Here is an 11,856-nt window from a genome sequence, read left to right on the forward strand (position 1 = left end):
GCGAAATCTGGTGCGACGGGACGAGGCCCGTGCGGCCGACGCCTACGCCCGCGGGCTATGGGTGTCCACCACCCTGGTCGACGCCCTGGCCGATGCGGCGCGGGACACCCCCGACCGGGCATTGGTGATCGACGGCGGCATCACGCTGACGGCCGGCGAACTCCAGGACCGGGCAACGGCTCTGGCGCTGCAACTGACCGAGTGGATGCCGACGGGCAGCGTGGTGTCCTTCATGCTGCCCAACTGGCACGAGGCCGCGATCATCTACGTCGGCGCCACGCTGGCCGGTATGGCGGTCAACCCGATCCTGCCGTCACTGCGTGACCGGGAACTGTGCTTCATCCTCGACGATGCGCAGAGCCGGGCGATCTTCATCCCCGCCGAGTTCGGTGGTCACGATTACGCAGCGATGCTCACCCGGGTGGTCAGCCAACTGGCCACGCCGCCGGAAGTGGTGGTGCTGCGCGGCGATCCTGGCCCGCACCACGCCTTCGACTCCATGCCGGCCGCACCGGACCGCGAACTACCCACGCTGGACCCGGACGACGTCCGGATGATCATGTACACCTCGGGCACCACCGGCCGCCCCAAAGGGGTACTGCACAGCCACAACTCGATCAACGCGCTGATCCGCCAGCTGCGCGAGCACTGGATGATCGACCCAGGCGACACCTTCCTGGTGCCTTCGCCCATCGCGCACATCGGCGGCTCCATCTACGCCTTCGAATGCCCGCTGCTGCTGGGCAGTACCGCGGTGCTGATGCAGCGCTGGAACGCCGAGGACGGCGTGGCACTGATGACCGAGCACCGGTGCACCCACATGGCCGGGGCCACGCCCTTCCTGGAGCAGTTGCTGGGAGCCGCCGAACGATCCGGTACCCGGTTGCCCGCTCTCAAGGTGTTCATCTGCGGTGGCGCATCGGTACCGCCATCGTTGATCCGGCGGGCGTCGGGCTACTTCGACCGCGCCGTGGTCAGCCGGGTCTACGGCTCCACCGAGGTTCCGGTCACCACCGTCGGATCGCTGACTCCCGGAGGCGTCGAGCACGCCGCCGAGACCGACGGGCGCCCCGGGATCGCCGAGATCCGGCTGGTGTCCGGGGAGATCCGCGCCCAGGGTCCCCAGATGCTGCTGGGCTACCTGCATCCCGAAGACGAGATCGAATCCTTCGACGAGAGCGGCTTTTTCCGCACCGGCGACCTCGGCCGGTGGGTGGACGGCGACTACCTGCAGGTGACGGGGCGGGCCAAGGACCTCATCATCAGAAACGGCGAGAACATCTCCCCCAAGGAGGTCGAAGACCTCCTTGTCGGTCAGCTCGGCATCATCGAGGCGGCCGTGGTCGGCCTGCCCGACGAGCGCACCGGGGAACGCGCCTGCGCGGTGCTGGTCACCACCGACGGCAGGCGCCCTGGCGTCACCGACCTGGGTCGGCTCCTGGCCGAGCACCGGCTGGCCCGGTTCAAAGCCCCCGAGCGGGTGGAGATCTGGGATTCCCTGCCGAAGAACGACGCGGGCAAAGTGTTGAAGCATCAGATCCGAGCGACGCTGAAGGGGCACGACTAATGCAGGTTGCGATCGTCACCGGAGCCAGCAGCGGCATCGGATTCGGCTGTGCCACCGCACTCGCCGAGGCAGGCATGGCAGTGCTCGGCACCGGCCGTGACGAAGACCGGCTCACCGAACTCGAACAGGCCGTAGGCGACCCGGAGCGCATCGCCACCGTGGCCGTCGACCTCACCGACGATGACGCCCCACAGCGCATCGTCGAAGCCGCGTTGACCCGCTGGGGCCGCATCGACTTCCTGGTCAACAATGCCGGCATCGGCAGCCCCAAACCCCTGCACGAGACCGACGACGAAACCCTCGACCGCTTCCTGGGGATCATGCTGCGGGCACCATTCCGGTTGGCCCGAGATGTGCTGCCGCACATGTCGCCCGGATCGGCGATCATCAACGTCACCTCCACGTTCGCCGTCGTCGGCGGATTGCGCGGCGGCGCGTACTCGGCGGCCAAGGGCGGTCTGACGGCGCTGACCACCCACATCGCCTGCCAGTACGGTGCGCAGGGCATCCGGTGCAACGCGGTCGCACCCGGTGTCACCGTCACCCCTATGGTCGAGCAGCGACTGAACGATCCCGGCTTCCGCAAGATGCAGACCGAGATGACACCGCACACCCGGCTGGGCCGGATCGAGGACATCGCCGCCACCGTGGCCTTCCTGTGCTCGGAGGGCGGCAGCTTCATCAACGGGCAGACCATCGTCGTCGACGGCGGCTGGAGCTCGACGAAGTACCTGTCCGAATTCGCGCTGAAGTCGGAATGGACTGCCCCATGAATATTTTCGCGGTGCTCGATCAGGCCGCGGCCCGGTTCGGCGATCGGGGCGCGGTGTTCCTGGGCGAGCGTCAACTGCACACCTGGGCGGAGTTGCGCGACCGCGTGTTGAGGCTCGCCACCTCGTTGAAGTCGCTCGGTGATCGCGGCACGCGCGTCGCCGTCGCCAGCGAGAACCGGCCCGAGATCGTCGAGCTGATGTTCGCCATCTGGGCCGCCGAATGCGTGTTCGTGCCGATCAACTACAAATTGCATCCCCGTGAGATGGCCGACATCCTGGCCGATTCCGGTGCGGCCCAGGTCTTCGCGTCGGCCAAGATCGCCGACGACCTTGCCGCCACCACCGACGTGCCCGTCGAGACCATTGGCGGCCAGGCCTACTCCGGCAGGTTCGGCTCCGAACCGGCCGACCCGCCGACCACCGATCCAGGCGCCCTGGCCTGGCTGTTCTACACCAGCGGCACCACCGGAAAATCCAAGGGCGCCATGCTGTCCCACCGCAATCTGATGGCGATGACGGTGGCGCACCTGGCCGATTTCGATGACCCGGACGAGCACTGCAGCCTGATCCACGGCGCCCCGATGTCCCACGGCTCCGGTCTGTACATCCCGCCCTACGTGCTGCGCGGCGCCCGCCAGGTGGTGCCCGAGTCCACTGCGTTCGAACCCGACGAATTCCTGGACCTGTGCGGCCACCATCCCGGCAGCAGCGCCTTCTTGGCGCCGACCATGGTGCAGCGCCTGATCCAGACCGGCAGGCCCCGCCCCGAGAACCTGAAAACGGTGGTCTACGGCGGCGGGCCGATGTACGTCGACAGCCTCAAGAAGTCGCTGGCCGCCTACGGCCCGATCTTCGTGCAGCTCTACGGGCAGGGCGAGGCCCCGATGACGATCACCGGCCTGCGCCGCGCCGACCACGTCGGCGCTGACGACGCGACACTGGGCTCGGTCGGGTACCCCCGCTCGGGCGTCGAGGTGGCCGTGCTGAACGACAACGGCACGCAAGCCGCCGTCGGGGAGATCGGCGAGATCGTCTGCCGCGGCGACGTCGTCATGTCGGGCTACTGGAACAACCCGACCGCCACCGCCGCCACGCTTAAGGACGGCTGGCTGCACACCGGGGACATGGGCTCTTTCGACGCACGCGGCTACCTCACCCTGCGCGACCGGTCCAAGGACGTAGTGATCAGCGGGGGCAGCAACATCTACCCCCGCGAGGTGGAGGAAGCACTGCTCGAACACCCCGACGTCGTGGAGGCGGGCGTGGTGGGCGCACCCGATGCGGACTGGGGCGAGGTCGTGGTGGCGTTCGTGGTCGGCGAGGTGTCCCCCGCTGACCTCGATGCGCATCTGCTGGAACGCATCGCTCGATTCAAGCGGCCCAAACGGTACGAATTCATCGATGCGCTGCCCAAGAACAGCTACGGCAAGGTGCTCAAACGCGAACTGCGGGAGCGGTTGTCGCCTCAGAGTTGATTGCGGACCCAGGTCAGTCTGAGTGCACCCGTGATTAGCCGCCTCCATCACAGCGTTAAGCAGGTTGACGTTCCTACTGACGCCGCCACATCAACCGAGTCTGCGTCGCTGCGTCGGACCGTAGCGCCGGACGTTCAACGTGATTCACTAAAGCCGTGACTGTCTGCGCCGCGAAAGGTTGCGACAACGCGGCCGCGTTCTCGACCAGAACCCGCCCAGCGTGGTGCGATGACCACATCACGCAGATACTCGCCGACGGTGGCCTGATCCCAATGGAGCCGTTCACAAAGCGGGCAAGCTACCGCCTGACGAAGTGCCTCACGTGTGGTTGCGAAGCACACTACCGATTTGACTACGTGCTCGATAGGAACGCCGCGGGTGAGCCGGTGTGCCGTGCTTGTTTCTGGCGCAAGTGGGCGGCGAAGCAGAGGATGCTGGCGTTCATCGCTTCAACTCCCGTCGATCTGGACGACGTACGTGCACATGCCGAACGGAATGGGTTGGACTATCTCGGTCCGCTCACGGATCCGTCGCTGGCGGAGGATCCGCATCGCACCCGGTGTCGTCGCTGCGGCAAGATCAGCGCCGAGCGGGTCGGCGATATCGGTTGGGGTTGTTCATGCCGGGCGAACCCGAAGCGGCAAACGGAAGCGGCTCCGGTCGGGACGCGAAAGGCTCAGAATCTCTTGAGGGAGTCAGGCCATGCGGCGTTGGAATGGTGGGACCACAGCTTGAATCCCGCCGCGCTGTGGGACACAGCGAAGCTGCGCTCCCCGAAGCGGGCGGTCTGGCGTTGCCCGAAGTGCGGAACCCGTTTCACAGAGGTGATCCGGGAAATGACGAGCTGGTTGTCCTCGAGGTCATGCCCGACGTGTAGAGCCGCCGAGCAGGAGTCCCGCTACCGGCTCAGTCAGGAGCGAAGTCGAAAGACCGTCGCAGACGTGCCGGAGCTGGTTGCACGTTGGATTGACGCCACGCCGCCTCAGATGGTTCCGCTCCTCGATGGCGGTTACTACGAGTTCCACTGCGAGAACGGACACCGTTCAACCCGTCGACCGGAAAGCTATCTGGACAGGGGGTGCAGCTATTGCATCGCCGCCGAGACTAGGAAGGCGAACAAGGCAGCCGCACAGAAGAACCCGGGCGGATCGCGGTTGAGTCCTGAGATCAGTCTCCAGTGGCATCCCACTCGGAATGGAAAGTTGAAGCTCGCACAGATCTCGCCGGAGTCACGCCGCATGACATGGTGGCGGGATCCGCGCTGCGGCCATGAGTGGCAAGCGACACCTCGGGAACGGGACAAGTACCAGCGTCTCCGTTGTCCCGAATGCGAAACGGTCCTCGATTCTTTGGGCTACCTGTATCCGGAGCTTGCTGCGGAGTGGGCTCCAGAAAACAGCACCACGCCCTGGCATGTGCGCCCAACTGCTTCAACATGGGCAGTGCAGCCCACGTGGATATGCCCCAGAAATCCGAAGCATCGCTGGCAGGCTTCCCCTGCATCCCGCGTGCGCGGATCGACCTGTCCCGACTGCCAAGAGGTCGGCAAGTCGAAAGTCGAACTCGCTCATATGAATCAAGCGCAGAGAGTATTCGGAAATGCTCTTTCGGGCCATCGCGTGTCCTCGGAGCATTTCAGTAGGCGCGGAGCCTGGACCGTCGATATCCTTGTGGAGCGCGACTCTGGCCAACGCCTAGCGATTGAGTACGACGGAGCGTTCTGGCATGCCGACAAGGTCGACCTTGATCGGGAGAAGAGCCTCGACCTGTTGGCAGCAGGCTTTACAGTCGTTCGGCTGCGCGAAAACCCTTTGGATTCATTAGCCATTCGTCATCCGCGCTACTTCGAGGTCTTCGTTTACTCTCACGCTCCCGATGCCGAAGGTGCCATCGATAGTGTTAAGGAACTTGTCGACGGCGCTTGATCAAGGATCGGCAAGGTTGTCCACGGACGGCTCAACGATGCTGCTGCCGATAACTCCCGACTATGTCGCGAACCGCGACAGCTGTAGCTGTTGAGCCACCATCATGGTCGAAACTGAGTACTTCCGCAGTTGCGAGCAGAGCCAAACCGGCCGGGCACTACGGAACAACTCGCGCTGCTGCATCTTGAACAACGCGAAAGGTGGATCACCGGGCTACGCGGGTAAACCGTTCTGCGCACGGGCAACCGGGAGCCGACATGACGTCGCTAGTCCGCCCGGAAGTTCCCGATCATCCTCCCTCACCACATCAGCCCGCGGATCAGCGCGGTCGGCGGAATATCCTCGGCGGCAACCAATCCCGCCGGAGCATCACACACCCAGTCAATCGCGTTGACCACCCGCGCCGCGGTCGACAGACATCCGGCGTCGGTCACATCAAGTGCCGGATGCGACAATTCGGTGCTCACCTCGATGCGCGGCTCGCCCTCCACGATCACCTTGTGCACGCCGGACTGACCGTCAGGCGGATACTCCCAGTCCGGCGCCGCCGCCGGGGTGAGCCGGGTGGTGTGCTCGACAGTGATGACCGGAACGCCGCCGCGCAGGCCTTCGGCGGCGAACCGCACCCCGGCCAGTTGCCCTGGTTCGACGGTCATCATCGTGCACTCGATGCGTTCGGTGGCGTACCACGGCTCGAACCGCTGGACGACATCATCGAGTTCCACGCCAAGATGATGGGCCAGATTGCGCACCAATCCGCCGAACATCGCCGTGATCACGCCCGGCTGGAAGGCCATCGGCAGCTCGTCGTCCGGAGTGGTGCCGAAACCCATGGCGGTGCCGGTGTATTCGTAGTCGTCGTAGTTGCCGTAGTCGAAGATCTCCTTGACGGTCACCGACTCGGCGCGCGCGACCAGGCTGAGCGCTGCGTACACCGCGGTGTCCCCCGAGTATCCGGGGTCGATGCCATTGACGTATAGCGAGGAGTTCCCGGCCGAACACGCCTCCGCAAGCGGCACCCGCAACCAGTCGTCGGCCTGGCGCGGTGTCACCAGCCACACCATGGAGGTTCCGACGACATTGATCCCAGCGGCCAGGAACCGCGACATCTGCTCGATCGCCTCCATCGGCCGGGTCTCACCCAACGCCGTGTAGACCACGCAATCCGGCCCGAGGGCGATGAGCGCGTCGATGTCGTCGGTCGCGACGACACCGGTCGGCTCGCCGATTCCACACAGCTCGGCGGCGTCACGGCCGATCTTGTCCGCGCCGGAGGCATGAACACCCACCAGCTTGAGGTCCGGCCTGCCGATGATCGCCGCCAGCGAATGCCTACCAACGTTGCCGGTGGAGAATTGGACCACTCTGCGCATCGTCAACTGTTCCTGCTCAGTAGTCGGGAATCGGCAACGGCGAGTTGTTCGAGTCGATACCGCCGTCGACGTGGAAGATCGCGTTCGTTGCGTAGCAATCGCGCGTAGACAGATACACGCACAACCTTCCGAGGTCCTCCACATCGCCGAGGCGATGCAACGGCGTCGCCTCCTTCATCTTCTCCAACGACCCAGGTAACAAGTCAAGGCTTCCTTGTAAACCATCGGTCGCGAACGACCCGAGCGCGATGGCGTTCACCCGGATCTTGGGCGCCAACTCCTGCGCCATCGCGCGGGTGAGCGCCTCAAGAGCCCCCTTGGCCGTGCAGTAGGCGGTCAACGCACGGATGCCGAACCGGGCCGACCCCGAAGAGATGTTGACGATCGAGCCGTGACCGGCCGCGATCATGTGTGCTGCGACAAGTTGACTCATGATGAAAGCCGAAGTGACACACCAATCGAAGGTGTGCCTGAAGTCCTCGTCGGTGATGTCGAGAAACCCCGCGTATGTGGAGCCGCCGACGTTGTTGATCAGGATGTCGATGCGGCCGAACTGTTCCATGGCCGTACCCACCACTCGTTCTCCGTCGGGTCGGCTCATCGCGTCAGCGACCACCGCCAAACCCTTGCCACCGGCGGCTTCGATGCCGGCGATGGTCGCGACGATGTCGGATTCCGTTCTCGCCGTGCCGACTACGGTGGCACCCGCCTCCGCCAGTACTCGTGCGATGCCTTGCCCGACACCCTTTCCGGCGCCGGTCACGATCGCGACCTGACCGTCCAGGCCGAACTGCTCCATTGCCATGCGCTACCCCCTTCAGCAGCCGATTGACTGCCCAGGTTGATTGACTATAGTCAGTCTTCATGAACTTGCCAACGTTCAATCTGAAGCGTGGCGACAGCGGGGACGACGTGGCGCGCCCCTCGGCCAGCGGGCTCGACGAGCACCTGGATGCCTCGCTGCGCGCACAGCGCCAGGCCGACAAATGGCTCATCTCCGGCAGCCTGCTCATCGGCACCGCGGCCCTCGGCATCTTCGGCCTGCCCCTGTTCCTCAGGGGGGTCTGGTTACTTCGCAAGGCTCAGCGCGACGGGCTGTCCGTCCGGCCGATGCTGGTCACGCTGATCGGCTATCTGGTCATCATCGACGCCGCGATCAACACCGTCGGTTGGGCGCTCGACGTCGCCGCCAACCACACCATCCTGGCCCGAATCCTGTTGAACGGCTGGGGTGCAATGTTCGACGCCGGATACTTCTGGCACTACAACGAGCTATGGATCGGCGGGGCCGCCGGACCCGGCGAAAAGGCGATGGAAGTCGGCATGATCCTCACCGTCTTCACCATGCGGATCGCCGCGGGCATCGGCTTCCTCCAGATGAAGCGGTGGGGCCACCAATGGATGATCATCACCTGCTGGATGGGGATCGTCATCTGGTGTCTCTACGTGTTCAACATGACGATGTTCGCCGATGTCCGCTTCGCCGGCGTCGTGCTGCCGGTGGTCGGGTGGTGGCTCTACGACATCTTCTACATCACCCCCTTCCTCGCGATCCCGTACCTGCATTCGGTCAATCGTGAGATCTTTTCCGACTAGCCCAACGACTTCACTCATTGACTGCAATCAGTCAGTCAGCTAGAAATGAGCGGAACATGACGCCACAGATCAAGCAGTCGGCGCGCGAGTTGCGCCGATTGCAGACGCGGGAACGGATACTCGGCGCAGCCGTCGCCGAGTTCCAGGCGTCGGGCATGGCCGGAGCGGATGTCGGCGCGATCGTCAGCGCCGCGGGCGTCGCTCACGGGACCTTCTTCTTCCACTTCCCAAGCAAGGAACACGTGTTGCTGGAACTGGAGAGCCGCGAAGAGACACGCATGGCAGCCGAATTCACCGGCTTTCTCGAGAACACACATGATCTCGCATCGGCGCTGACCGAGCTCGTCCGCCTGGTGGGAAGCCTGGAACAGCGATTCGGCCCGCTCCTGTTCAAAGAACTTCTCGCGCTGCACTTCTCGCCGACCCGCCCCACCAAGGACGAATGGAGCGACCACCCGATGATCGTTCTGCTCGTCCGTGAGATCGAGCGCGCCCGCGGCGACGGCGAGGCACATCCCGAGGTCGACGCCTTCTACAGCGCCGCATTCTTCCTCCTGGGGATCTACGGCGTCCTGACCACCACCGCCAACAGCCAGCACCGCGACGCGATGCTGGCCAACTTGGTCATCACCGCACGACGAGGACTGGAGGTCCGATGAATCACCCCTTCTGCGAGGAGAACTGACGTGGCCGGCTGGTTCTGGGAGATACTCCGCTACGTGGCCGCCTGGGGCGGCACCGGCTTGATCATCTGGTTCTGGTACTGGATGTTCTCCAACATCGGCACCTTCTGAAGGCGTGACGCAGCAGATGCCCGAGCTCGACGAAGCCCACGCCATGGCGACCGAGCGCAGTTGCGCCGTCACCGCCGTGGCGTTGAGCGGCCAGCGTCGCACCGGCGCCCGCCTGGTCAGCGGGCATCACCGCGGCTTCGGTCTGAGTTCCCTGCTCGACGTCGTGCACGTGCCCTATCCACCGCGTCGCGACTGGACCCGGCGCACGCTGACATGCGGTGTGGCACTGCAATGCTCACCCTCCAAAGAGCGCATCCTCGACTACCGGCTCAACGAGCTCTCTACCCGCGAACTGGCCGCGCTCACACTCGTCGAGGCCGGCGTCGCGCTGGGCTGGGTCGCCGAGAACTGGCCCGGACTACTGGTGGACCTGCGCTCGGCGGTTCCGCACCTGGAACCGGCGGGCGCGGACATGGACGCCAAAGAGATGCTGGACCGGGCCGTCGCCCTTGCGCGTACATCGCAGCAGTTCGCCATCGATCCACTGCTCGGCAGCCTGCCGCGGGCATACACCCTGCCGCAGGGCCTGTCCGACAAGCTGCGCCGCACGTTCGGGCGGCTGCCGTGGACCACCAACCAGAAGCGTTCGCCGGCACCACACTCCGTCCCCGCCGGCGGAGAGGGAGGGGTCCGCAACTCGAACCTGCCCCCACCCAGCCGACCTCAGGACAACGACCTCGACATCACCCCCGACCACCGGCCGGGAATCCCCTATCCGGAATGGAACGCGTGGACGCAGAGCTTCATGCCGGACCACGTTGCGGTTCTCGAGCAGACCCGCGCCAGCCGGGACCGGCATCCCGGCGCAGTCGCCGTCGACGTCCGGAAGTGGTTCGAGGAGAACACCCACCGGGCCATGAAGAACCGGCTGGAAGACGGCTCCGACCTCGACGTCGACCAGTACGTCAACCACTTCATCGACCTGACGACCGGTGAGGCGGTGGAACCGCGCCTCTTCCGTGAACTGTTGCCCGCCAGCCGCGACGTGACAACCGCGCTGCTCCTCGACGGCAGCTCCTCGCTGGGCGTACACGGGGGCAGGATCTTCAAACTGGAGCTGGCCTGCGCCGACGCCCTGTCCCGCGCGATGACCTCGGCCCGGGAACGCCACGGCATATTCACGTTCACCGGGAACACCCGTCATCGCGTGGAAGTCAGCTGCCTCAAGGACTTCGCGGACCGCCGTTTCGTCCCGCCCGGCAGCATGGGCCTGTCCACCGGCGGCTACACCAGACTCGGTGCGCCGCTGCGGCACATGACCAGCCGCCTGCTCGCACAGCCTTCGGAGCGCAGGTTGCTCATCGTCATCGGTGACGGCCTGATCTCGGACGAAGGCTACGAGGGCCGCTACGCCTGGGCTGACGCCGCCCACGCCGTGGAGGAAGCCAACGAAGCCGGCGTCTCCATGTACTACCTCGGCGTCGGCCCCGTCCGCGTCGATCCCCTTCCGGAAGTGTTCGGCCCCAAACGGTCCCAACGCATCCGCCGAATCGAAGAACTTCCCCGCGTCCTCGCACACGTCCACCGAGAGCTGGTATCTGTATGAGCGAAAACACCTACTACGCCAACGCCAACGAGGTTCAGCTGTTCGAGCAGGCCTGCCGCCAGCGCCTGCCGGTGATGCTCACCGGCCCGACAGGATGCGGCAAGACCCGCCTGGTCGAGCACATGGGACTGCTGCTCAGCCGTCCGGTCGTCACCATCAGCTGCCACGACGACCTGACCAGCTCGGACCTCGTCGGACGGTTCATGGTCACCGGGGGTGACGTGGTCTGGACCGACGGGCCCCTCACGCGGGCCGTCAAGTCCGGCGCGATCTGTTACCTCGACGAGGTTGTCGAGGCGCGTCACGATTCGTTGGCCGTCCTGCACTCGCTCACCGACCACAGGCGCACGCTCTACCTGGATCGTGCGGGTGAAGTCGTCCATGCGCCAGAGAGTTTCATGCTGGTGTGCTCCTATAACCCCGCCTACCGCAGCTCACTCAAAGAGCTCAAGCCGTCCTTCCGGCAGCGTTTCGTCACGCTGCCGATGCGGTACCTGCCGCCCGAACGCGAGGCGGAGGTGATCGTCGCCGAAGCGGGCGTCGGACTGCCCACCGCACAGCGGCTGGTCCGGTGCGCCACCGCGATCCGAACCGCGGACGAGGCCTTCCATTTCGAACCGCCCTCCACTCGGGTGCTCGTCACGGCAGCACACCTGATCGCCGCCGGTGCAACGGAACTCGAAGCCGCGGAGGCCTGTGTCCTCGCCCCGCTGTCCAGCGACGGCGCCATCACCGAAGGGCTGCGGGAGGTCGCGTCCGCGTGCCTCTCCGGAGCCGATGCCGACAGCTCAAGCGCGTAGGAAGGAA

10 protein-coding genes are annotated in these 11,856 nt (G+C 65.3%); 8 read left to right on the forward strand and 2 right to left on the reverse strand.

The genetic code is table 11. The features are described from left to right. The first annotated feature begins 10 nt into the window (after nucleotides 1-10). The 4 genes from BKG60_RS17230 (at nucleotide 11) to BKG60_RS17245 (ending at nucleotide 5,740) form a co-directional block, all read left to right on the forward strand. Nucleotides 11-1,567 carry an AMP-binding protein gene (locus tag BKG60_RS17230; RefSeq protein ID WP_070944886.1) on the forward strand — a complete coding sequence of 519 codons (1,557 nt, stop codon included), beginning with the start codon at nucleotides 11-13 and terminating at the stop codon, nucleotides 1,565-1,567. Beyond that, entirely contained in the window at nucleotides 1,567-2,340 is a 774-nt protein-coding gene (locus tag BKG60_RS17235) for an SDR family NAD(P)-dependent oxidoreductase (protein ID WP_070944790.1), read from the forward strand. Before BKG60_RS17230 ends, BKG60_RS17235 begins: the two co-directional genes overlap by 1 nt. Further along, nucleotides 2,337-3,815 carry an acyl-CoA synthetase gene (locus BKG60_RS17240; RefSeq protein ID WP_070944789.1) on the forward strand — a complete coding sequence of 493 codons (1,479 nt, stop codon included), beginning with the start codon at nucleotides 2,337-2,339 and terminating at the stop codon, nucleotides 3,813-3,815. Before BKG60_RS17235 ends, BKG60_RS17240 begins: the two co-directional genes overlap by 4 nt. Nucleotides 3,816-3,970: 155 nt before the next feature. Beyond that, complete coding sequence (locus tag BKG60_RS17245) at nucleotides 3,971-5,740, forward strand: zinc-ribbon domain-containing protein (protein ID WP_070944788.1); 1,770 nt, start codon at nucleotides 3,971-3,973, stop codon at nucleotides 5,738-5,740. A gap of 299 nt (nucleotides 5,741-6,039) precedes the next feature. On the opposite strand, the gene BKG60_RS17250 is transcribed toward BKG60_RS17245, so the two are convergent. Both BKG60_RS17250 and BKG60_RS17255 read right to left on the reverse strand, forming a co-directional pair. Beyond that, nucleotides 6,040-7,113, reverse strand: a complete 1,074-nt coding sequence (locus BKG60_RS17250) for an NAD(P)H-dependent amine dehydrogenase family protein (protein ID WP_070944787.1) — start codon at nucleotides 7,111-7,113, stop codon at nucleotides 6,040-6,042. A gap of 16 nt (nucleotides 7,114-7,129) precedes the next feature. Then, a complete protein-coding gene (locus tag BKG60_RS17255) occupies nucleotides 7,130-7,918 on the reverse strand; it encodes an SDR family NAD(P)-dependent oxidoreductase (RefSeq protein ID WP_070944786.1) in 789 nt (262 codons plus the stop codon). Between the two features lie 59 nt (nucleotides 7,919-7,977). Between BKG60_RS17255 and BKG60_RS17260 the strand changes: the two genes are divergently transcribed. The 4 genes from BKG60_RS17260 (at nucleotide 7,978) to BKG60_RS17275 (ending at nucleotide 11,849) form a co-directional block, all read left to right on the forward strand. Next, nucleotides 7,978-8,709: a hypothetical protein gene (locus tag BKG60_RS17260; protein WP_070944785.1), complete on the forward strand. Its 732-nt coding sequence runs from the start codon at nucleotides 7,978-7,980 to the stop codon at nucleotides 8,707-8,709. Nucleotides 8,710-8,765: 56 nt separating this feature from the next. Then, the gene (locus BKG60_RS17265) at nucleotides 8,766-9,368 is read left to right on the forward strand and encodes a TetR/AcrR family transcriptional regulator (RefSeq protein WP_070944784.1); all 603 of its coding nucleotides are present in this window, start codon (nucleotides 8,766-8,768) and stop codon (nucleotides 9,366-9,368) included. A 151-nt stretch (nucleotides 9,369-9,519) separates the two neighbouring features. After that, nucleotides 9,520-11,049 carry a nitric oxide reductase activation protein NorD gene (locus BKG60_RS17270; RefSeq protein WP_070944885.1) on the forward strand — a complete coding sequence of 510 codons (1,530 nt, stop codon included), beginning with the start codon at nucleotides 9,520-9,522 and terminating at the stop codon, nucleotides 11,047-11,049. After that, the gene (locus BKG60_RS17275; RefSeq protein WP_070944783.1) at nucleotides 11,046-11,849 is read left to right on the forward strand and encodes a CbbQ/NirQ/NorQ/GpvN family protein; all 804 of its coding nucleotides are present in this window, start codon (nucleotides 11,046-11,048) and stop codon (nucleotides 11,847-11,849) included. Before BKG60_RS17270 ends, BKG60_RS17275 begins: the two co-directional genes overlap by 4 nt. Nucleotides 11,850-11,856 lie beyond the last annotated feature (7 nt).

The sequence above is a fragment of the Mycobacterium syngnathidarum genome (genome assembly GCF_001942625.1).
Classification (GTDB): Bacteria; Actinomycetota; Actinomycetes; order Mycobacteriales; family Mycobacteriaceae; genus Mycobacterium; species Mycobacterium syngnathidarum.

What these genes read in the sequence shown, in the direction of transcription:
- BKG60_RS17240 (WP_070944789.1), top strand. Translation starts at nt 2,337, where the DNA reads ATGAATATTTTCGCGGTGCTCGATCAGGCCGCGGCCCGGTTCGGCGAT.
- BKG60_RS17270 (WP_070944885.1), top strand. Translation starts at nt 9,520, where the DNA reads ATGCCCGAGCTCGACGAAGCCCACGCCATGGCGACCGAGCGCAGTTGC.
- BKG60_RS17255 (WP_070944786.1), bottom strand. Translation starts at nt 7,918, where the DNA reads ATGGCAATGGAGCAGTTCGGCCTGGACGGTCAGGTCGCGATCGTGACC.
- BKG60_RS17265 (WP_070944784.1), top strand. Translation starts at nt 8,766, where the DNA reads ATGACGCCACAGATCAAGCAGTCGGCGCGCGAGTTGCGCCGATTGCAG.
- BKG60_RS17250 (WP_070944787.1), bottom strand. Translation starts at nt 7,113, where the DNA reads ATGCGCAGAGTGGTCCAATTCTCCACCGGCAACGTTGGTAGGCATTCG.
- BKG60_RS17275 (WP_070944783.1), top strand. Translation starts at nt 11,046, where the DNA reads ATGAGCGAAAACACCTACTACGCCAACGCCAACGAGGTTCAGCTGTTC.
- BKG60_RS17235 (WP_070944790.1), top strand. Translation starts at nt 1,567, where the DNA reads ATGCAGGTTGCGATCGTCACCGGAGCCAGCAGCGGCATCGGATTCGGC.
- BKG60_RS17260 (WP_070944785.1), top strand. Translation starts at nt 7,978, where the DNA reads ATGAACTTGCCAACGTTCAATCTGAAGCGTGGCGACAGCGGGGACGAC.